Genomic DNA, 21,266 nt, shown 5'->3' on the forward strand with positions numbered 1-21,266 from the left:
AAATGATAAACAATGAAGTATTGGAAAAAGCATTAAAGAAACATGAGATCATATCGCCGCTATTGCAGCCGGATCTGGATGAGGCGGAAAAGCGGAGAATACGGCAGGAGATACTTGAGAGGGAAGGAATTTCGGAAAGGACACTTCGGAGGTATCTTGCAGCGTACCGGGAGAATGGTTACGAAGGGCTATTACCAAAGATACGAAAAGATACAGGGCAACAAAGAGCGATATCTCAGGAAATATTAGATCGGGCAATCGAAATAAAACAGGAACTGCCGGAGAGAAGTGTCAGGAGGATCATAAAGATCCTTGAAGGCGAAGGGATTGTCAAAAAAGGAAGTGTCTCCAGAAGCACCTTGTCCAGGCATCTTTTGAAGATGGGCTTTGGTGCAAAAGACTTCAGAAATGTTCGTATAGAAGGAACGACAGCCCGCCGGTTCGTCAAAAACGGAAGGAACACATTGTGGCAGGCAGATATCAAATACGGTCCGTACATACCGACTGCCGACGGCGGTAAGAAACGGACATACATGGTGGCATTTATTGACGATGCGACGAGGCTGGTGTGTCATGCAGAATTTTACGACAATCAGAGGCTTCCGATATTGGAAGACAGTTTTCGCAAGGCAATATTGAAATACGGCAAGCCGGAGGCAGTATACGTTGACAATGGCAAGGTATTTATCTCGAAATGGTTCAGAGTAGCATGTGCAAAGCTGGGAATCCGTCACATGAACACAAAGGCGTATTCTCCGGAGAGCAAAGGCAAGATTGAGAGGTTCAATGCCACAGTTGAAGAGTTTTTCCAGGAGATATCGCTGGAGAAAGCAAAAAGCCTGGAGGAACTTAACCGCAAATTTCGGGTATGGCTGGATGAAGGGTACAACGGGAAGCCTCATAGCAGTTTAAAAGGGGTTTCTCCATCGCAGGCGTATGCAAGTGATCCAAAGAAGGTGCGGTTTGCAACTCCTGAAGAATGCCGGGACGCATTTTTATGGGAAGATACAAGGAAAGTTGACAACACAGGCTGTTTCAAGCTGCAAGGGATAGAATATGAAGCCGGAATCGAATACATAGGCAAAAAAGTGGATGTGCGGTATGATCCTTTTGATATGAGCCTTCTGGAGATATGGTACAATGGTGAGCGCCGAAAGACAGCAACCCCGCTGAAGGTTGGGGAATACTGCTCAAAGGTTGAAAAAACACCAGCAACGAAATCGGCGACTCATTCACGGCTATTAAAAATATATGAGAGCGAGAATGAAAAGAGGCAAAAACGGCAGACCGGAGCATTAACCTTCAGGAGCATGAAGGGCGGTGACAGAAATGTTTGAGCAGTACTACAACTTTCTGCACACGCCGTTCACCCGGGATATACCGGAGAAGCATTTGTATAGCAATCCGGAGCTGGAAGAGGTCTGCAGCAGGCTTGAGTATGCGGCCCGGAACCGGTTGTTTGCAGTGATAACGGGAGATGTTGGTACAGGAAAGACCACAGCCATAAGGAAGTTTGTTGGGGCGCTGGACAGCAACCGGTACAAGGTAATGTACATAAGCGATTCGGCGTTGACACCGAGGAATTTTTACTGGGAAGTATTGAACCAGCTGGGATGTGAAGCGAAATTCTACAGGAGCGATGCAAAACGACAACTAACGAGAGAGATCAGCAACCTGATTGAAATACAGAGACGTATTCCTATAATCATCACAGATGAGGCACACCTACTTTCAAGGGAGATGCTGGAGGAAATCCGGTTTTTACTAAACTTCAGGATGGATTCGTATAACCCAATGAGTTTAATCCTGGTAGGCCAGAGTGAGTTGAAGGACATCCTGAAGAAGCAGATATATGAGGCAATATGCCAGCGAATAGATATCCGATATCATATGATGCCATATGATCGGCAAAGAACCGGTGAATACATAAGAAAGCACCTGGAGTATGCAGGAGAAAGCCGGGAGATATTTACGGATATGGCGGTAGACGAGATATATGAATATTCTCATGGAGTACCGCGAAAAATCAACCGGGCGTGTACAGCTTGCCTTTTACATGGGGCACAGGTACAGAAAAAAATCATAGACGATCATGTGGTAAGGCTTATTGTTGAGGAAGAATTGAACTGGTAGTTAATATGCCCTGTCCGTATACATCTGCGGACAGGGCTAATGAGCAAAACTAGCGGTCAAAAAGAATGAGCAGATTGCGGTCAAAGAGGCCGAACAGCGACATCATGGTCAATTCCCTCATGAACGTATACAAGCTTAGGCATTAGTGTGCTACTTGCTCCCCATTCATCTTCTGTCTTATGTCTCTTTTTCCCTTGCTGCGCTACATGGTCTTCATCAGCCTCAATATACAGAATCTTTGGTGTCTCATCCTTTCTCTTTTCCACCGATGGCTGAACAACTTCAAGTTCATGTACTTTATTCATTACAGCCTGTTTGCTTACCTCATCCATGTATGCAGCTTTTTCTCCACCTTTTCTATAACTGCTCTCCGCAGCCTCTTCCACAGCATTTATGACAACATCAGCACTTACTCGGTCATGAGGATTGATACCAACTATTCTATCCACAAGATATTGCCTTTTTCCGCCTTTCTTAGGCTTAAAATATGTTCGTTCATAACTGATGGGTCCAAAGCTTGTTAAAAGTCCTGTTCTATCCTTTCTTACAATTTCCCAGTTCTGCTTGCGAGAAGCCGATTCCCGCAGATAATCATCCATATCTTCAAGAACTTCTGTAACAATGTTTCTACCTAATTCAAGAAGTTCTTCATGCAATCCCAAAACAAGGTCAGCTAGGTCCGTAGGCTTTTCAACAAATTTTTTTACCTTTTCTTCAATCTTTTTTACACCAAAACCAATAAAATGTTGTATACTATTGTACATAGAAGATGCATCCTTTCGTTGAGTATTTTGATTTGGCGACTTATATCTTAACAGGATGTCATCTTCTTTTCAATTTTTTGGATATTTATTCCAATTGATTCCCTACAGTAATTTTACTCGAGCTATGGATTTATTTTTTTTCTATATTTATTCAATTTCTGTTATAATCTAATAGTAGATTACATCAAAGAGGTGATTGTATGGACTATACCGAATTGCTGAAGAAATTGAGCACGTCTTCCGCAGTGTCCGGTCAGGAAAACGGCATATTCTCCTTTGTAAAATCAATTTTTGAAGAATACTGCGACCATGTCGAAGCCGATAAATTCTTTAACATAATTGGTTTTAAAAAAGGGAGCGGTAATGGAAAGAAGGTAATGATAACCGCCCATTGCGATGAAATAGGCCTCATGGTAAAGGATATTGAGGATAATGGGTTTGTAAGGGTTACCACTGTAGGAGGGATCGATGCGAGAATACTCCTGGCGCAGGAAGTTGTAATACATGGGAAAAAGGATTTGTATGGTGTTATAGGTGCAAAACCGCCGCACCTGTTAAAGCCTGAAGAAGCTCAAAAAGCAGTTAAGATCAAGGATTTGTATATAGATACAGGAATTGAAACCAGCAAGCTGAAAGAGATGGTGTCCATAGGGGATACAATAACATTAAAAGGATCGCCGTCGGTGCTGCAGGGCAGCAGATTCAGCTCCAAAGCTATGGACAACCGCGCCAGCGTGCTGGCCATGGTGGAAACGATGAAGCAGCTTTCCACAAGGAAGCACGATGCGGATGTTTATTTTGTGGCCACCGTACAGGAAGAAGTAGGGGCTGCTGGAGCGGAGATTGCGGCATATAATATTGATCCGGATATCGCAATTGTCATAGATGCCTGTCATGGCGAAATGCCGGACTGCCCGAAAGATTCCATCTTTTCTTTGGGAAAAGGGCCTGCCATTGGTGTCGGACCTGTTCTCCACAGGAATTTGTACCGGAAGCTGGTGGATGTCGCCAAGGAAGAAAACATACCTTATCAGATCGATGTGGAACCTGGAAACACGGGGACTGAAGCTTGGGAAACTCAGGTATCCCGATCCGGCATTCCCACCGCGTTGCTGTCAATACCTGTAAGGTACATGCATACACCGGTGGAAACTTTGGATGTCAACGACGTAAAAAATACTGGCAAACTGGCTGCAGACTTTGTAAGCATGCCGGCTAAGGAAATGGAGGGATTGCTTTGCTTCTGAAGGAACTTACGGAACTGACCGGAGTATCAGGGAATGAATATGAAGTCCGGGAGTACATTAAAAGGGAAGCCGGGAAGTATGATGTCGATATAAAAACGGATTCCATGGGAAACCTCATAGTATTCAAAAAGGGTAAAAACCCCAGGTATAAGGTAATGCTTTCCGCCCATATGGATGAAGTCGGCTTTATTGTCACAGGATACGGTGAGTTCGGAACAATAAAGTTCAGCACTGTTGGTGGTATAGATTCGAGAATATTGCTGGGGAAAAAGGTTCTTGTAGGCGAAAAGAAGATTCCCGGAGTGATCGGATGCAAACCTGTACATTTGCAAAGCAAAGATGAAAGGGATTCCAACCTGAAAATCAGCAGCATGTACATAGACATTGGAGTCGATAAAAAAGAGGAAGCCGAAAAGCTTGCTCCTCTGGGAGAATATATAGCCTTTTACAGCGAATATACGGAGTTCGGGGAAGACTGCATAAAGGCAAAAGCTTTGGACGACCGCGTGGGCTGTGCTGTTTTGCTGGATGCACTGAAATATGATTATAATTTTGATCTGTACGCCTGCTTTACCACCCAGGAAGAGGTGGGACTCAGGGGAGCAAAGGTTGCGGCTTATACTGTTGACCCGGATGTGGCACTGGTTTTGGAGGGGACTACCTGCTCCGATGTTCCCGGAGCTGAAAAGTATGAATATTCAACTATCCTGGGAAAAGGTGCGGCTTTGACCCTGGCCGATGCGACCACCTATGTGGACAGGAACTTTGTAAACTATATCTATAATCTGGCAGTGGAAAACAATATTGAAGTCCAGTTCAAACAGACCATTTCCGGAGGGAATGACGCAGGATCGATACACAAGTCAAGAAGCGGCGTCAAGGTTGCATCCATATCTGTTCCATGCAGATACATCCATTCGCCGGTATCGGTGATGAGCAGGAAGGATTTTGAAAGCGTAAAGAGCATAACAAACCTTGTATTGGCTAAATTCAGCCAAAACCTGGATGTCATAAAGGCGATAAAGGAAGGACGCCCGGTATTATAATTCACTTTACATGAGTCGTATTTTGCCCTTTGTGACTGCAAAATGCGGCCGGTACTGATTCTTTTCTTAGAATATCGTGTTAATAAATTACTGTTTTAGGAGGTATGGCATATGTTTGATTTAGTGAGAAAATTGTCCGACGCCTTCGGAGTATCGGGCAATGAGGAGGAAATAAGAGCGGTAATCACGGAGGAAATCAAGGATAAAGTCGATGACATATATACAGATACCTTAGGAAATCTGATTGCCGTAAAAAAGGGAACAGGCAGAAAGATAATGCTGGATGCCCATATGGATGAGATAGGGGTTATGGCAACCTTTATTGATGACAATGGTTTCATAAGGTTTTCCAATCTGGGATGGGTATATCAGTACTTCGCCCTGGGACAGAAGGTCAGATTCAAAAACGGAACAATAGGCTCCGTGTTCTATGAGGAAAAGCTGGATGATATGAAAAACCTCAAGCTTTCCCGAATGTATATCGATATTGGAGCAAAAAGCAGAGAAGAGGCTGAAAAAAAGGTAAGGATAGGAGATACCGCATGCTTTGTAGGTGATGCTGTTCAAACCGGAGACATGATCATATCCAAGGCTCTGGACAACAGAAGCGGATGTGCCGTCCTCATAAAGGTAATTCAGAATTTACCTGAGACTGACAATGAACTGTACTTTGTATTTACGGTCCAGGAAGAGTTGGGACTGAGAGGAGCTAGAACTGCGGCATACCAGATTCAGCCTGATATAGCTATAGCTATAGATGTTACAGATACGGGAGATACGCCGGAGTGCCATCCCATGGCTGTCAAATGCGGCGCCGGACCAACGATAAAAATAAAGGACAGCTCCCTCATCTGCCATCCTGAAGTTAAAAGGCTTCTGGAGGATGCTGCAAAGGAAATCGGCATACCTTATCAGTATGAAGTGCTGGAAAGCGGTGGAACGGATGTAGGAGCAATTCATACGGCAGTGGGAGGAGTCCCTTCCGGTGCTGTATCCATACCATGCAGATATATACACAGCCCTGTGGAGACGGCAAGCCTCAGCGATATGGAAAATGCAGTTAAGCTATTGGTTCAGGCGGTTAAATAGAACATCGAGGTTATCGATTGAGCCATTGATAAGAATGAAACAAGGATTTAAGAATGCTGCTGCAAGAAAACTCCACCTTGTTTCAGGGTAAAGTTTGTTTTAAAGATTTTAAGTTTGCTTCCCAAGGTGCGGTAATTTTGAGGAATCCAGGACGCAGTTTTAACAGCCGTAGGACTGGATGCTCCATGACTGTGAGTGGGAAAATACAAGCAAACAACAGGAGGTGTCTGGAATGAAAATCACCTTTTTAGGAGCTGCAAAAACGGTGACCGGTTCCTGCTATTTTATTGAAACCAGCAGCTGCAAGATGCTTGTGGACTGTGGCATGTTTCAGGGCAGTTCAAAAGAAGAGACATTGAATGAAGAAGATTTCCCTTTTAATCCTTCGGAACTGAATTATGTGTTGCTGACCCATGCTCATATAGACCACAGCGGCCGCATACCAAAGCTGTATGTGGATGGTTTCAAGGGGGAGATCATCGCCACAAAGGCTACAAAAGAGCTATGTGAAATAATGCTGCCGGATAGCGGATATATACAGGAGTCCGAAGCCGAGTGGAAGAACAGGAAGAGGCAAAGGGCAGGGAAGCCCCCTGTAAAACCCCTGTATACCTATAAGGATGCCGTCGACTGTCTGAAGCTTTTTAGAAGCGTGAAATACGACGAGATGCGGAACCTTACAGAGGATATAAGAGTAAGGTTCAGGGATGCCGGTCACATATTGGGATCCTCAATAATAGAGCTGTGGATCAGGGAAAAGGGATCAGAGATAAAGGTGGTTTTCTCCGGAGACCTCGGAAACAAAAACATCCCTATATTGCGGGACCCGACCATCATAGAGGATGCTGATTATTTAGTCATTGAGTCCACCTACGGAAACAAGGTTCATGGAAAAAGCAAGGACAGGGTGGAGGATTTTGTGAACATTATAAACGAAACCATAGACAGGGGTGGAAATGTAGTAATTCCTTCCTTTGCGGTGGGTAGAACCCAGGAGGTAATATATGACCTGAATAAGAAGCGGGAGAAGTATGATGCGAGGTATGACAAGTTTTTCAACGCACCCGTATATGTGGATAGTCCCCTGGCTACCAGCGCTACCGAAGTGTTCAGAAGAAATCTGGACTGCTATGATGAAGAAGCGAGGGAATATATAGAAAACGGAGATAATCCCCTGGATTTTCCCGGCCTCCGTTTTACAAAAACTCCAGAAGAATCAAAGGCTTTAAACGAGAAAAAAGAGAGCATGGTCATCATATCAGCCAGCGGGATGTGCGATGCCGGAAGGATTAAGCATCATTTAAAGCACAACCTGTGGAGGAGCGAATCCACCATCCTGTTTGTGGGATATCAGGCAGAGGGGACACTTGGAAGAAGGCTTTTGGACGGAGCAAAAACAGTTAAGATATTCGGAGAAGAAATATCCGTAAATGCGCGCATAGAGATGCTGGAAGGCCTTTCCGGCCATGCCGACAAAGAGGGGCTGATGTCCTGGCTGCAGGGATTCAAAAAGAAACCGGAAAAGGTGTTCATAGTCCATGGCGAAGAAAATGTGATGGCCGATTTCTCCGAAGCGGTAAAAGAGAACTTGGGAGTGGAAACCGTAATTCCGGAAAGGGGACAATCCTTCGTAATAGGCGCCAGAGGTGCCATGGATGAGGCTGAAAAGCTCATTCCCGACGTATCCTTCAAGCGTCTGGCTGTTATCGACATTCTTGAAACCCTCAAGGAAGAGTTCGATTTCCTGTCGGATGAAATTATCAATGATTTAAAGCAGGATAAAGAGGATGAGGAAGTGGATAAACTCAGAGCCAGACTTAAAAAGCTGGAATCGGAGATACTGGACGTACTAAAGCAAATGGGGTAAGCCTTCTCTATTATCACATTTGTGTTGATCGGATTTGTTTAAATCTTAGTATGACAAATAATGCTAAGGGGTTGAAAAACCCCTTTTCTTTTCTTTGATAATGCTTTAAAATATAAATTGTAATTAACAACTTTTGCTTATTTTCCGGACAGCTTGGGATGGACTGGAACTAAGTTCTGTATTTTCAATCCGGAATTTGGGCAGAGAGGTAGAATGGTAGGTAGTGAATTCAATTACGGAAGGATGGTAGGACATGTTAAAGTATGCATTTCTTTTGCTTTTTGTTGCTCTTATGGTCGGAGTCGGACTGTACAGCAAAAAGAAAGTAACCACAGTTCAGGATTTTTTTCTGGGTGGAAGGCAAATGGGCCCTTGGATCTCGGCTTTTGCTTACGGCACGACATATTTTTCAGCGGTCATTTTCATCGGGTATGCAGGTAAAAGCGGATGGAGCTTTGGTATCTCCGCCACTTGGATAGGCATAGGCAATGCCTTGTTGGGCAGCTTGCTTGCGTGGTTGGTGCTGGCAAAAAGGACCAGAAAAATGACCCATGAGCTGAATGCTTCCACAATGCCGGAATTTTTTGAAAAAAGATATGGCAGCAAAGCCATGAAAATAGCGACTGCTCTCATTATCTTTGTTTTCCTGGTGCCTTATTCCGCATCGGTGTATCAGGGATTGAGCTATTTGTTTGAAAAGGTTTTTGGAATCCCTTTTATTTACTGCATGTTGTCTATAGCGGTACTCACAGGAGTATATCTGCTTCTGGGAGGATATGTAGCTACGGCTATTAATGACTTTGTACAGGGTATAATCATGCTGATCGGCCTTGCGCTGATGCTATTCTTTGTGGTTTCCCATCCTATGGTTGGGGGCTTGGGCGAGGGTATCAGAAAGCTGTCGGAGATTCCCGGAGACGGTGAGAACCTGGTAAAAATTTTCAGTGGTCAGCCCCTGGATTTGCTTTCCTTAATTATTCTCACCAGCATGGGTACCTGGGGACTCCCGCAAATGGTTCATAAGTTTTATGCCATTAAAAATGATGATGCCATAAAAAAGGCAACGATAGTATCGACGGTATTTGCTGTTATAATAGCCGGAGGGGCATATTTTGCGGGTGCGTTCGGAAGATTGTTCCTTGACAATACCGTTCCTTTATATAATGGGAAGCCGAATTACGATATGATAATGCCCAATATGTTGGATATTGCCCTGCCTGATGCATTGATGGGGATTATAATTATTCTTGTGCTGTCGGCTTCAATGTCCACTTTATCTTCTCTGGTGCTGGTTTCCAGTTCGGCAATATCCTTGGATCTGGTTCAGGGAGTGCTGTTCCCCAAAATGAAAAAAGAAAAAGTTATGCTGCTTATGAGAGTTTTGTGTGTAGTGTTTATTGCCTTTTCTTTTATAGTAGCCATAACTCCTAACGCCATACTCACGTTGATGTCGTTCTCATGGGGTACGGTGGCCGGTGCGTTTCTTGCTCCCTTTTTATACGGCCTGTACTGGAAGGGAACCACAAAAGCCGGTGCATGGGCAGGCTTTATTGCCGGATTTGCTTGCTCCATAGGAAGTACGATTTACTTTGGAATGAATGCTGCATTAGCTCCTAAAATCGGAGCTGTGTCGATGATAGTTTCACTTATAGCAGTGCCGGTGGTGAGTTTCGTTACTTCCAAGCTCCCTCAGCGCCATGTGGACAAAGTATTCGATACAATACGAAGCAGTACTGAGGCAGCTTCATAAATAGATCTTCAATGGGGTTTCAATGAAGCTTCAGTAAGCTTTAATAAGCTTTAATAAGCTTTAATAAACTTTAATAAACTTTAATAAGCATAATTAGCTTAATTGGCCTTCAAAAAGCTTTAATGAAGAAATTATAATTAAACTTAAATAAAATTAGAACCCGGCTGCCTGAAGAGCTGCCTTGAGAAATGTAGAAGCTTAATTAAAGGACAAGGATTGACGGAAGGATATGACATAAAAGATTTACTTTTTACAAATATAAGTTTAAAATATAATAAATAGTAAGTTGACTCGCTAACACGAAGCTTTGATAGTGTTGTTCTTACTTTAATTATTTTCACAGCACTATCTTTGATAGCCGGTACAACGGATTGAATTATGCAGGTCGCACTTAAAGTAAAGGTGCGACTTGCCGTATTGACCGGCAAAAATCATAATCAATTTGCATGGGCATATACGCGTATGCGCATCAGGTGCACATGGCAATGTTGCGCAAACCTAAACACATACGCATTTTTTCGGTGTTCTTGCCGATAAAATTAGCTGATTGCAAGTAAACTGCATGCTAGGGGTATTAACATTCTGCATACAGTCATAATATCAATTTGGAGGTCATGTTAATGAAAAAAATGATGCTTGGCAATGAAGCCGTTGCCAGAGGTGCATTTGAAGCTGGAGTTACCGTAGCGACTGCATATCCTGGAACACCAAGTACGGAAATTACAGAGAATCTGGCAAAGTATGATGAAGTATATTCCGAGTGGTCGCCAAATGAAAAAGTGGCGTTGGAGACAGCTATAGGAGCTTCGATAGCCGGTGCAAGATCCATATGCTCCATGAAGCATGTCGGTCTTAATGTAGCCGCGGATCCTTTGTTTACATTATCTTATACAGGTGTGAACGGAGGTCTGGTGATAATGGTTGCTGATGACCCCGGAATGCACAGCTCCCAGAATGAGCAGGACAGCAGGTACTATGCCAGATCGTCAAAAGTGCCTATGCTAGAGCCCGCCGACAGTCAGGAGTGCAAGGATTTCGTCAAGACAGCCTTTGAAATAAGCGAAAGGTACGACTGTCCCGTCATAGTCAGGCTGACGACCAGGATTGCCCATTCCCGTAGTCTGGTGGAGGTAGAAGACCGAATTGAATATAAGCTAAAGGATTACATAAAGGATTACAACAAATATGTGATGATGCCGGGAATGGCAAGAAAACGCCATGAGATAGTTGAAAAGAGGATGGAGGAGCTGAGGGAATTTTCCGACAGCACATCCCTGAACAGAGTGGAGGGAACAAGCAAGGATATAGGCGTCATCACCAGCGGCATAGCATATCAATATGCCAAAGAGGTTTTTGGGGATAATGCATCCTTTCTGAAGCTGGGAATGGTCCATCCCTTGCCGGAGAAGCTGATAAGGGATTTTGCCAGCGAGGTAAAAACTCTCTATGTTATAGAAGAGCTGGAACCTTTTATAGAAGACTTTGTAAAGAGCCTAGGCATCAAAGTGATAGGAAAAGATTTGCTTCCGGTTACAGGAGAGCTCAGTGCCCGCCTTATCAAGGAAAGATTGCTGGGAGAGAAATTGCCAAAAGCACCTGCCATAGAGGAGAATATACCCGGAAGGCCTCCGGTAATGTGTCCCGGTTGCCCTCACAGGGGGACTTACTATGTTCTGAAAAAGCTGAAGCTGAGGGTAAATGGGGATATAGGGTGCTATACGTTGGGAGCTCTTCCTCCGACGGAATCCATGGATACCTGTGTATGTATGGGTGCCAGCATAGGTATGGCCCATGGAATGGAAAAGGCGAGAGGCCGTGATTTCGGAAAGAAAACTGTGGCAATACTGGGAGACTCAACCTTTATCCATTCAGGGATAACCGGTTTGATCGATGTTGTTTATAATAAAGGAAATTCTACGGTCATCATTCTGGACAATTCCATCACAGGAATGACAGGGCATCAGGACAATCCCACTACAGGCTTTACCATTAAAGGTGAGCCTACCAGACAGGTTGACCTTGTCAAGCTAGCCCAAGCGATTGGAATTGACAGGGTAAAGGTGGTGGATTCCTTTGACCTCAAGGAATTGGAAAATGTGATCAGAGAAGAAGTAAATGCGGATGAGCCTTCAGTTATTATATCTCAAAGACCCTGTGCGCTTCTAAAGAATGTGAAATATGAAGGAACACAGCATATAAACGATAAGTGCAGATACTGCAAAATGTGTTTATCCCTTGGATGCCCCGCCCTTGTGGACAGAGGCGATCATGTGGAAATTGATGAGGCATTGTGCGTAGGATGTAAATTGTGCAGCAAGCTGTGCAGATTTGATGCGATTGAAAAGGCTGGTGATAATAATGCAAAAGCTTAATATAATGATAGTTGGAGTAGGCGGTCAGGGGACTTTGCTGGCCAGCAAGGTTTTAGGCCATGTGGCAATGAAGGAGTCCTATGATGTGAAGGTATCCGAGGTGCATGGCATGTCCCAGAGGGGTGGAAGCGTTGTAACCTATGTAAAGCTGGGACCAAAAGTTTATTCACCGCTGGTGGAAAAGGGAGAAGCGGATATCATACTGGCGTTCGAAAAGCTCGAAGCCTTGAGATGGCTGGAATATCTTAAGGATGGCGGCAAGCTCATAGTTAACGATCAGGAAATCGACCCGATGCCGGTCATCATTCGCAAGGCGAAATATCCTGAAAACATACTTCCGAGGATTAAAGAAAAGTATGCCAATACCATTTCGCTGGATGCCTTATCTATAGCAAGACAGTGCGGAAATATTAAGGCAGTGAATACGGTTTTGCTGGGTGTACTGGCCAAATCCACGAATATAGCGAAGGAAACATGGATAGAAAGCATAAAAGAGGTTGTGCCTGCCAAATTTGTTGATGTAAACCTCAAAGCCTTTGAAGCAGGCTATGCCATATAGTATAATAATATATAGAGTTTATAGAGTTTGAGTTTGCGGACACAGTAAAAAAATACATTAGAAAGATTTAATTGCATAATGCTTTAATAAAAAAAGCAGAAACAGTAGAGAAATACATAAAAATACAGAAAAAGATTGTAGAAAGGGATCAGGAAGAAAGATCAGGAAGATCCCGGCTTGTAGATATATCATTGAATTAAAAAAGTGATACTTTACGTATGCTAGTTAGCAACATATAGTGAATAACAGCCTTATTTGCTTTTGCGTGGGGCGGGAATCCCGTAATCCCTAAAAGCCTTTCCTGTGGGGGGAAGATAAAGGCTTATATTATATTTATAGTGCGGCGCAAAAAGTGGCATAAAAAGCGCATTAATGCTATGCATCAATGCTTTGCCTGCTCTGCACTATTGAATAATTTTAGGGAGGGCATATGTATGCAGTGTTGGAATCCAACTTATGAATGCATGTCAAGAGAAGAAAGAGAGAAAGTTCAAACTGAAAGATTGATAGAAACGGTAAAAAGGGTATATCACAATGTTCCTTTTTACAGGGACAAGATGCAGAAGGCGGGACTGGAGCCGTGTGACATCAAATCCCTGGATGATTTGAAAAAGCTTCCCTTTACTTATAAGCAGGACTTGAGAGATAATTATCCCTACGGGCTTTTTGCCGTACCCATGAGCGAAATTGTAAGGATACACGCATCTTCAGGTACGACAGGGAAACAGACGGTAGTGGGATATACAAGAAGAGACCTGGATACTTGGGCTGAGGTTATGGCTAGAACCCTTGTAAATGCCGGAGCGGACAAAGACTCCATTGTACAGGTGGCATATGGCTATGGCTTGTTTACCGGAGGATTTGGCGTCCACTACGGAGTAGAAAGGGTAGGAGCGACTGTTATCCCGGTTTCAGGCGGTAATACTAAAAGACAGCTGCAGATAATGAAGGATTTTGGCACGACGATATTAGCCTGCACTCCTTCTTATGCCCTGTACCTGGCAGAGGAAATGGAGGAAATAGGATTAAAAAAGGAAGATCTCAAGCTCAAGTCAGGGATTTTTGGAGCGGAACCGTGGTCGGAAAGGATGCGTGCTGAGATCGAGGAACGTTTTGGCATTACAGCTATAGATATATATGGATTGAGCGAAGTCATCGGTCCTGGTGTGGCCAGTGAATGCACATGCCGATGTGGTTTACATATACAGGAGGATCATTTCATTCCGGAAATCATCGACCCCGATACGGAGGAAGTGCTGCCTCCGGGATCAACCGGCGAGCTGGTTTTCAGTACAATCACAAAGGAAGGCCTGCCGCTGTTGAGATACCGCACAAGGGACATATCCTCACTGAACTATGAAAAATGTGAATGCGGAAGAACCACCGTAAGGATGAAAAAGGTATCTGCAAGAAGCGATGACATGCTTATCATCAGGGGAGTCAATGTATTCCCGTCCCAGATTGAAGAAGTGCTTTTCAACATGGGTGAAACTGCACCCCATTATCTTCTGATAGTCGACAGGGTGAATAACCTCGATACTTTGGAAGTAAGGGTGGAAATGAGCCAAAGCATGTTTTCCGATGAAGTAAAGCGTATAGAAGATATTGAGCGCAAGCTGCACAAGGATATAGAAACTACCCTGGGCATCAGCGCCAGGGTTAAGCTGGTGGAACCCAAAAGTATTGAAAGAAGTGAGGGAAAAGCAAAGCGCATTATTGATAAAAGAAAAATTTAAGGAGGGGAAAATATGCATGTAAAGCAGATTTCCATTTTTCTCGAGAACAAATCAGGCAGACTGGCAGAGGTGACGAAGCTGCTGGGCAGCAACAACATCGACATCAGTGCTCTATCAATAGCCGACACCACGGATTACGGAGTTTTAAGGCTTATTGTAAATAAACCTGAGGAGGCGGAGAGAATCCTTAAGGAGAATGATTTTGCAGTAAGCACGACAAACGTGATAGCTATTGCTGTTGCAGATAAACCAGGAGGCTTATCGGAGGCTTTGTGCATATTGAGGGATGCCGGCTTGGATATCGAGTACATGTATGCCTTTGTAGGGAAAGCTGTCAACGAGGCTATGGTAATCCTAAGGGTTGATGACCCTCATACGGAAGAGGCAATAAAGCTGCTGACGGAATCAGGCATAAAGGTACTTCCCTCCAGTGATGTATATAAACTATAAAAAGACCGATTAAGGCTTTCACCGGATGCGATCCGGAAAATTCCCACAGAAGCATGGCAAAACCGGCTGGTGATCTGATGGGAATTATTTCTTTATTTTAATGGTATTAGTTTTTCAGACAAAATATTTGGGCTTGCGTATATATTATCAGAAATAAAGATTAAACTACGATATATACAATTGGCAGGGGGAATAGATTACTTATGGATAGAAGATTATATCTTTCTGAAACGGATAAAAAAATCGGTGGAGTTTGTGGAGGATTGGGTGAATACTTCCGGGTAGATCCTACACTTATAAGGCTTTTGGTTGTTATTTTAACTCTTGCATCCGCCGGCACAGGCATTGTTGCGTATTTGATAGCATGGGCTATAATACCAAAGCCTCCAAGGTTTTAATGAAGATGAAGGGTTTCAGAAATGCTGGGAAAGCATGCGATGCTAAAGAATAATCAGCCATCTTATGACAAGATGGCTGATTATCTTATAAAAGACTAAAATATGATTCGTTTTGAACAGTAAATTTAGCTCTTTGTAATGCTATAGAGCATTATTGGCATGGCGTTGACCCAAATAGTTAGCTTAAGTTTCAGCCTTCCTGTAAATTTATATTGTATTCATCCTTTATGGCTTTGAGCGCCTTATCCACATCCTTCTCATCGATGAGATAGGATATATCCACTTCGGAAGTGGTTACCAGCTTTATATCAATCCCGTTTCCGGCGAAAATGGTGAAGAGCTTCGCAGCTACTCCCGGAATATTTTTCATTTGCTCACCATAAACTGATAGCTTTGTATTCTCTGCATTTATTTCTATGAATAAACCAGGCACTATCTTCTTGAATTTGTTCAGTACGCTTATGGCTTTCACAAGGTCATCGGAAGGCAAAGTGAAAGACAGGTTGATAACGCCACGATATGGAGGCGCCTGGCTTATCATATCGATATTTATGTTCTGTTCCGCTATTGCGTTAAAAATGTCAGGTATCAGATGCATTTTGTCGGACGGTAGATTGTCAATGGTTATCAGAGCTACATTATAGTTTATTGACACATTTGTAACCGGACTTTGGGACAAAGCATCCACCTCCCTAGGTTATTGCTTACATACTTTCTACCAGATCGTTCATGTTGTACATGCCGGGCTTTTTGGACTTGATAAAACCGGCTGCTTTAAGGGCGCCAACTCCGAAAATCTCTTTTGACATAGCAGTATGCTTGATTTCTATTATCTCATCATTACCGGCAAATATGACGGAATGATCCCCCACAATTGTTCCACCGCGTATGGCGTGGATACCGATTTCACTAGGGCTTCTCTTTTTCCTCCTGGAATGCCGGTCATATATATATTCACGTTTCTGCTCCAAAACCGAATTTATGGCGTCCGCAATTGCCAGTGCGGTACCGCTGGGAGCGTCAATTTTTTGATTGTGATGCATTTCTATAATCTCTATATCAAAGTTGTTTTCCAGAACTTTTGCTGCTTTTTTGACCAGGTCCACCATCAGATTCACGCCCAGGGACATGTTTGCTGAAAAGAACACCGGAATAGAGCCGGAGGCGGCTTCCAGCGCCTTTACATTTGCCTGGGACAATCCTGTTGTTGCCATTACGAGAGCAACTTTTCGGGATACGGCAAAGTCAAGCACATCATTAAAAGCAGACGGATGAGAAAAATCAATTACGACGTCCACTTCAACATTGCAGCTTTTCAAATCTGTAAAAACCGGATAAGGATTGCTTATTGCATCGTTTTTATCATAACCTGCTACTATTTTCAAGTTATCAAACTGTGATGACAGCCTGGTAATAACCTGGCCCATTTTTCCGTTGCATCCACTCATTAATATTCTTATCATTTGATATCACACTTTCTTCCTTTAATGAACGTAGTATATTATAAAGCTTTATAGATCGTACTGCGCGAATTTCATCGATTACTGCTTTGACTAATTCTAATATATTTATTTTGTTATTAGTTTATAATTCCGTAGTTTCTCATCGCTTTTTTTAGTATTTCCAGATTTTTTTCGCTTATATCCACCAAAGGCATGCGGCATTTACCCACGTTCATGCCCATGAGATTCATTGCTGCTTTTATCGGTATGGGACTTACTTCAACAAAGAGAGCTTTTATAAGATCGAGGACTTTAAGCTGCAGCTCCCTGCTGCCGGCAACATCGCCTTCCAGATATTTGGCTACTATATCGTGGGTATCCTTCGGTATGATGTTAGCCATAACTGAAATAACTCCACATGCTCCATAGGCCATAAATGGAAGTATCTGTTCATCATTGCCGGAATAAATATAGAAATCTTTCCTGCAGAGATTGATTACTTCACCCACCTGGGCAAGGTTGCATTCCTTTATAGCTAAGATATTTTCAATTTCCGACAGGGCTTGGATGGTTTCAGGATTGATGTTCAAATTGGTTCTGGAAGGTACGTTATAAAGTACTATCGGGATTTTCACACTGCCGGCTATGGCCTTGAAATGCTCATAAAGCCCTTTTTGTGTAGTTTTGTTATAATAAGGAGTTACACTTAAGATTGCATCAGCACCTGCAGCTTCAGCACGCTTGCTGAGCTCTACCGCATGCCGTGTATCGTTGCTTCCTGCACCTGCAATTACCGGTAATCTTTTGTTGACTTTTTCAACGGTAAATCTGATGGTCTCTATGTGTTCATCGTCGGGCATAGTTGAAGCTTCACCTGTAGTACCACAAATTATTATTGCATCAGTACCTTCGCTGATCTGAAATTCGATCAGCTCTTCAAGTTTTCCAAAGTCAACTCCATCATCGGTAAATGGGGTTACTATTGCTACACCTGAACCTTTGAACAACGGTTTACGCATTTAGATACATCCTTTCCTCAAAAATATGTACTCGCATATCAGTTTATGCATCAACAGGCATAAACGATCATGCATGAACTTCCGTTAGTTAAAACAGTTGGCAGACTAAATCTGCCAACTGCAATATATACTATTTGCTCCACATTTTTATCAATTCCTGTGCGATCTGAACAGCATTGGTAGCAGCGCCTTTTCTTATGTTATCGGCGACTACCCAAAGGTTAACTCCGCTTTCAACACTTTCATCACGACGGATTCTGCCAACAAAGGTTTCATCCCTTCCGCTAGCGTTTATTGGCATAGGATAGACGTTATTTTCAGGATCATCCTGCACTACGATACCAGGAGCATTTTTCAAAACCTCTTTCAGTTCGTCAACATCAAACTGATTTTCGAACTCCACATTTATGGATTCGCTATGGCCGTTAAAAACAGGAACCCTTACAGTTGTTGCGGTTATCCTTAAGCTCTGGTCACCCAGGATTTTCTTCGTCTCAAATACCATCTTCATTTCCTCTTTGGTATAGCCATTGGGGAGGAAAACGTCTATATGGGGCAAAACATTGTTTGCTATCGGATGGGGGAACTTAGCCGGCGGCTTTCCCCGAAGTCCTTCCTCAAGATCCATATACCCTTTCATACCAGCGCCGGATACAGCCTGGAAGGTGGTATAGACTATCCTCTTTATTTTATACTTTTTGTGAAGCGGGTTCAAAGCCACAACCGCCTGGATAGTTGAACAATTGGGATTGGCTATGATACCCTTGTTCCATTCTATATCCTGCGGGTTGACTTCGGGAACTACCAGAGGCACAGTGGGATCCATTCTCCATGCACTGCTGTTGTCGACAACAACACATCCCTTTGAAGCGGCTATGGGTGAGAACTTTTGACTTGTGCTGGCTCCTGCGGAGAAGAGAGCAATGTCAATCCCGCGGTCAAAAGAATTTTCCGTCAGTTCTTCCACCGTATACTCTTTTCCGTTGAAAGTTATTTTTGATCCTGCCGATCTGCTTGAAGCAAAGAAATATATATTATCAATAGGTAGATTTCTTTCTTCCAGTACCTTGATAAAAGTCCTTCCCACCATTCCGGTTGCGCCTACTACCGCCAGATTCACTTTTTTCATATCGAGAACCCCCTTGTTCTTCAATTTTACTTTATTATTGCTTTACACTTATAAATTAATGTAAATTAAAAAAGCTGGTTTGGAGTACCAGCAGTTCTGTAAAAATTGTCTTGGATCTTGTTTATGATCCTGTAAATTGAACTGATAGCGCTCCATCATTTTACTGATGACAATTATATGGCTATTAACCATATAACCAGGAAGGACCACAAAAGGGATGATCATCCTTCGGCGTTTGACCCTTTCCGTCAGCATCATTAAAGCCCTTTCTTTTCAGCGGACGTACTATTGAAAAACGCACCTCTATCATTTTTACCATATTCATTTTATTTATAATAACATCCAAAGATTCTAATGTCAAATGAAATTTGCTGCTTTTACAGCTATCTTTTATATTATATTTCGCATCCAGTGATTTGATGATTGTCTCCATTGCGAAAGGTAAATTGTTACAATATTATTAAAAAATCAAAATCAGTAGGGAAAATCGATATTGCTGTCGAATAACTAACTGTTAATTTATGCAGTACTGTCTATACATAGGATAAATTGGAGGAGCTTATGAAAAAACATATTAAAATAATATTTACTGTCATTTTTGTACTTAGCATCTTTATAAATTCCGGATTTTCGGCAAGCGCCGCCATAAATGTACCAGAAAAGATAAGGATCGGATTGTACTTTACAGATAAGGCGTCCGGTATCAACACGGCTGTCTGCAGCTTTAATGTAAACGCTGCCAAAGGATTGACCATAAACTCCCTGGAGGACGGCAAGCTTGTCTTATTGTTTGAAGAAACGACAAACAATATTGTTACTATAAGAAAAGATTCCTTCTTTATTAATACAAACGGAGTGTTGACAGAATATACTCCCGGAAAGGAGCCTGCAAAGCAGGGAGAGAAGATTGGACCTTATCATGTGAGGATAGGGGGAGATTACAAAGATGCCAAGGCTGCCAGAGCTCAGGCAGACGCTTTGAAAAAGAAAGGCATAGACGCATATGTCGCATATGCAGATTGCTGGCAGGTATGGACCGGATTCTTTACCGACGAGGCAACTGCTGAAAAATATATGGCTGAAACTCTGAAACCGGCATTGGGGAATGGGGATACCACAGTTAGCACCGTATCTCAGTCCTCAAAAAGCATTGTGGTTCAAAACAGCAAAGGGGAAGCTGCCATGGTTTATTGCAGCAGCAAAGGAGTACTGCAGATACAACCCAGGACAGAAAATGATCCCTATTCTTTGACCATAAACAACACCAACAGCTACAGGGGGGATCTGGAAGTAAGGCGGCTGCAGGACAGCGACATGACAGTGACAAACGTACTGCCTCTGGAGCAATACCTATATGGTGTTGTTCCGGCAGAAATACAAGCTTCGTCTCATCCTGAGGCTTTGAAAGCTCAGGCAGTGGCTGCGCGTACATACACCCTTTCTAGCTTGAACCGGCACGAAACTCTTGGGTTTGATCTGTGTTCCACCACCCATTGTCAGGTATACAAAGGCCTGAGTACCGAAGATGCCCGCTCCAACAAAGCAGTCGATGATACTGCGGGCAAAAAGGTTCTGTATAAAGGAAGTCTTGCCGAAGTGTTCTATTTCAGTTCCAGCGGAGGAAGGACTGAGGATTCAAAGAATGTATGGGGAGGAGACGTACCCTATCTGAAGAGCGTAGAGGATAAATATGAGTCCGGTGACTCATGGAAATACAACTGGGAAGTGACCATGACCTCTCAACAAGTGAAGGATCGTATGCTGCAATTGGGCTATGACACCGGAGACATATTGAACATCGTCATAACCCAGTATTCCGAAGCCGGGAGGGCAATAGAGATGGTGGTGCGCGGCACAAAAGGTGAAGCCGTGTTCACCAAGGCAAAATGCAGGTCTGCGTTTTCGCTGGATAGCCAGCTCTTTACCATAACCACCGACGCCGGAGTTTCGGTAAAGGGTGCCGGGAAGACCTCTCCGAAGGTACAATTGTCCGGCAGCAAGGTTATGACAGCCAACGGAGTAAAAACCATAGGCGCAGGATCGGGCAGCGGACTGATGGTGATAGGTGCGGACAATAAATTAAAGCCTATCACTGCGGTGCCGACAACATACACATTTACGGGCAAAGGATGGGGCCATGGCGTAGGAATGAGCCAGGAAGGAGCAAAAGGTATGGCCGAAGCCGGATTTACCTATGATGAGATTTTAAAGCATTACTTTACCGGTGTCGATGTTGAATAAAATGTAAAATTTGGCCTAAAATAC

General features: G+C 43.3%; 18 protein-coding genes and 1 riboswitch. Of the genes, 13 read left to right on the plus strand and 5 right to left on the minus strand.

What is annotated here, in order from left to right; genetic code table 11:
- Positions 1-2: 2 nt before the first annotated feature.
- Both CDO33_RS07360 and CDO33_RS07365 read left to right on the plus strand, forming a co-directional pair.
- Positions 3-1,337, plus strand: coding sequence for a DDE-type integrase/transposase/recombinase (locus tag CDO33_RS07360; RefSeq protein WP_103083290.1), 1,335 nt, complete (start codon positions 3-5; stop codon positions 1,335-1,337).
- Positions 1,330-2,133 (plus strand): ExeA family protein, encoded by an 804-nt coding sequence (locus tag CDO33_RS07365; RefSeq protein WP_103083289.1) that lies wholly within the window; start codon positions 1,330-1,332, stop codon positions 2,131-2,133. Before CDO33_RS07360 ends, CDO33_RS07365 begins: the two co-directional genes overlap by 8 nt.
- Positions 2,134-2,213: 80 nt before the next feature.
- On the opposite strand, the gene CDO33_RS07370 is transcribed toward CDO33_RS07365, so the two are convergent.
- On the minus strand, positions 2,214-2,897 hold the full coding sequence (locus CDO33_RS07370) for a UPF0236 family transposase-like protein (RefSeq protein ID WP_242974851.1): 684 nt from the start codon (positions 2,895-2,897) through the stop codon (positions 2,214-2,216).
- 200 nt (positions 2,898-3,097) lie between these two features.
- Between CDO33_RS07370 and CDO33_RS07375 the strand changes: the two genes are divergently transcribed.
- The 10 genes from CDO33_RS07375 to CDO33_RS07425 all read left to right on the plus strand — a co-directional run bounded on the left by CDO33_RS07375 (position 3,098) and on the right by CDO33_RS07425 (position 15,411).
- Positions 3,098-4,144 carry a M42 family metallopeptidase gene (locus CDO33_RS07375; protein WP_103082793.1) on the plus strand — a complete coding sequence of 349 codons (1,047 nt, stop codon included), beginning with the start codon at positions 3,098-3,100 and terminating at the stop codon, positions 4,142-4,144.
- On the plus strand, positions 4,135-5,190 hold the full coding sequence (locus tag CDO33_RS07380; protein ID WP_103082794.1) for a M42 family metallopeptidase: 1,056 nt from the start codon (positions 4,135-4,137) through the stop codon (positions 5,188-5,190). Before CDO33_RS07375 ends, CDO33_RS07380 begins: the two co-directional genes overlap by 10 nt.
- Before the next feature lie 111 nt (positions 5,191-5,301).
- Positions 5,302-6,279 carry a M42 family metallopeptidase gene (locus tag CDO33_RS07385; RefSeq protein WP_103082795.1) on the plus strand — a complete coding sequence of 326 codons (978 nt, stop codon included), beginning with the start codon at positions 5,302-5,304 and terminating at the stop codon, positions 6,277-6,279.
- Positions 6,280-6,511: 232 nt separating this feature from the next.
- The gene (locus tag CDO33_RS07395) at positions 6,512-8,146 is read left to right on the plus strand and encodes an MBL fold metallo-hydrolase RNA specificity domain-containing protein (protein ID WP_103082797.1); all 1,635 of its coding nucleotides are present in this window, start codon (positions 6,512-6,514) and stop codon (positions 8,144-8,146) included.
- 253 nt (positions 8,147-8,399) lie between these two features.
- Entirely contained in the window at positions 8,400-9,896 is a 1,497-nt protein-coding gene (locus CDO33_RS07400; protein WP_103082798.1) for a sodium:solute symporter family transporter, read from the plus strand.
- A 620-nt stretch (positions 9,897-10,516) separates the two neighbouring features.
- Positions 10,517-12,268: an indolepyruvate ferredoxin oxidoreductase subunit alpha gene (iorA, locus tag CDO33_RS07405; RefSeq protein ID WP_103082799.1), complete on the plus strand. Its 1,752-nt coding sequence runs from the start codon at positions 10,517-10,519 to the stop codon at positions 12,266-12,268.
- Entirely contained in the window at positions 12,255-12,827 is a 573-nt protein-coding gene (locus CDO33_RS07410) for an indolepyruvate oxidoreductase subunit beta (RefSeq protein ID WP_103082800.1), read from the plus strand. The genes iorA and CDO33_RS07410 overlap by 14 nt, the downstream gene beginning before the upstream one ends.
- A 434-nt stretch (positions 12,828-13,261) precedes the next feature.
- Positions 13,262-14,563, plus strand: coding sequence for a phenylacetate--CoA ligase family protein (locus tag CDO33_RS07415; protein WP_103082801.1), 1,302 nt, complete (start codon positions 13,262-13,264; stop codon positions 14,561-14,563).
- A 12-nt stretch (positions 14,564-14,575) separates the two neighbouring features.
- Entirely contained in the window at positions 14,576-15,013 is a 438-nt protein-coding gene (locus CDO33_RS07420; RefSeq protein ID WP_103082802.1) for an ACT domain-containing protein, read from the plus strand.
- A 203-nt stretch (positions 15,014-15,216) separates the two neighbouring features.
- Positions 15,217-15,411: a PspC domain-containing protein gene (locus CDO33_RS07425; protein ID WP_103082803.1), complete on the plus strand. Its 195-nt coding sequence runs from the start codon at positions 15,217-15,219 to the stop codon at positions 15,409-15,411.
- A 190-nt stretch (positions 15,412-15,601) separates the two neighbouring features.
- Here the strand turns inward: CDO33_RS07425 and CDO33_RS07430 are convergent, their stop codons facing one another.
- The 4 genes from CDO33_RS07430 to CDO33_RS07445 form a co-directional block, all read right to left on the minus strand.
- Positions 15,602-16,090: an ACT domain-containing protein gene (locus CDO33_RS07430; protein ID WP_103082804.1), complete on the minus strand. Its 489-nt coding sequence runs from the start codon at positions 16,088-16,090 to the stop codon at positions 15,602-15,604.
- A gap of 25 nt (positions 16,091-16,115) precedes the next feature.
- Positions 16,116-16,874 (minus strand): 4-hydroxy-tetrahydrodipicolinate reductase, encoded by a 759-nt coding sequence (gene dapB / locus CDO33_RS07435; RefSeq protein WP_103082805.1) that lies wholly within the window; start codon positions 16,872-16,874, stop codon positions 16,116-16,118.
- Between the two features lie 116 nt (positions 16,875-16,990).
- Entirely contained in the window at positions 16,991-17,872 is an 882-nt protein-coding gene (gene dapA, locus CDO33_RS07440) for a 4-hydroxy-tetrahydrodipicolinate synthase (protein WP_103082806.1), read from the minus strand.
- A gap of 130 nt (positions 17,873-18,002) precedes the next feature.
- On the minus strand, positions 18,003-19,001 hold the full coding sequence (locus CDO33_RS07445; RefSeq protein WP_103082807.1) for an aspartate-semialdehyde dehydrogenase: 999 nt from the start codon (positions 18,999-19,001) through the stop codon (positions 18,003-18,005).
- A 137-nt stretch (positions 19,002-19,138) separates the two neighbouring features.
- Positions 19,139-19,315, minus strand: a riboswitch (Lysine riboswitch).
- A 247-nt stretch (positions 19,316-19,562) separates the two neighbouring features.
- On the opposite strand from CDO33_RS07445, the gene CDO33_RS07455 reads away from it, so the two are divergent.
- The gene (locus CDO33_RS07455; protein ID WP_103082809.1) at positions 19,563-21,242 is read left to right on the plus strand and encodes a SpoIID/LytB domain-containing protein; all 1,680 of its coding nucleotides are present in this window, start codon (positions 19,563-19,565) and stop codon (positions 21,240-21,242) included.
- Positions 21,243-21,266 lie beyond the last annotated feature (24 nt).

Origin of the sequence: Clostridium thermosuccinogenes, assembly GCF_002896855.1 — a bacterium.
In the GTDB taxonomy this organism is placed as follows: Bacteria; Bacillota; Clostridia; order Acetivibrionales; family DSM-5807; genus Pseudoclostridium; species Pseudoclostridium thermosuccinogenes.

Coding starts and splice junctions, on each gene's coding strand:
- CDO33_RS07360 (WP_103083290.1), top strand. CDS start 3: ATGATAAACAATGAAGTATTGGAAAAAGCATTAAAGAAACATGAGATC.
- CDO33_RS07415 (WP_103082801.1), top strand. CDS start 13,262: ATGCAGTGTTGGAATCCAACTTATGAATGCATGTCAAGAGAAGAAAGA.
- CDO33_RS07410 (WP_103082800.1), top strand. CDS start 12,255: ATGCAAAAGCTTAATATAATGATAGTTGGAGTAGGCGGTCAGGGGACT.
- CDO33_RS07395 (WP_103082797.1), top strand. CDS start 6,512: ATGAAAATCACCTTTTTAGGAGCTGCAAAAACGGTGACCGGTTCCTGC.
- CDO33_RS07400 (WP_103082798.1), top strand. CDS start 8,400: ATGTTAAAGTATGCATTTCTTTTGCTTTTTGTTGCTCTTATGGTCGGA.
- CDO33_RS07445 (WP_103082807.1), bottom strand. CDS start 19,001: ATGAAAAAAGTGAATCTGGCGGTAGTAGGCGCAACCGGAATGGTGGGA.
- iorA (WP_103082799.1), top strand. CDS start 10,517: ATGAAAAAAATGATGCTTGGCAATGAAGCCGTTGCCAGAGGTGCATTT.
- dapB (WP_103082805.1), bottom strand. CDS start 16,874: ATGATAAGAATATTAATGAGTGGATGCAACGGAAAAATGGGCCAGGTT.
- CDO33_RS07420 (WP_103082802.1), top strand. CDS start 14,576: ATGCATGTAAAGCAGATTTCCATTTTTCTCGAGAACAAATCAGGCAGA.
- CDO33_RS07455 (WP_103082809.1), top strand. CDS start 19,563: ATGAAAAAACATATTAAAATAATATTTACTGTCATTTTTGTACTTAGC.
- CDO33_RS07375 (WP_103082793.1), top strand. CDS start 3,098: ATGGACTATACCGAATTGCTGAAGAAATTGAGCACGTCTTCCGCAGTG.
- CDO33_RS07385 (WP_103082795.1), top strand. CDS start 5,302: ATGTTTGATTTAGTGAGAAAATTGTCCGACGCCTTCGGAGTATCGGGC.
- CDO33_RS07370 (WP_242974851.1), bottom strand. CDS start 2,897: ATGTACAATAGTATACAACATTTTATTGGTTTTGGTGTAAAAAAGATT.
- CDO33_RS07425 (WP_103082803.1), top strand. CDS start 15,217: ATGGATAGAAGATTATATCTTTCTGAAACGGATAAAAAAATCGGTGGA.
- dapA (WP_103082806.1), bottom strand. CDS start 17,872: ATGCGTAAACCGTTGTTCAAAGGTTCAGGTGTAGCAATAGTAACCCCA.
- CDO33_RS07365 (WP_103083289.1), top strand. CDS start 1,330: ATGTTTGAGCAGTACTACAACTTTCTGCACACGCCGTTCACCCGGGAT.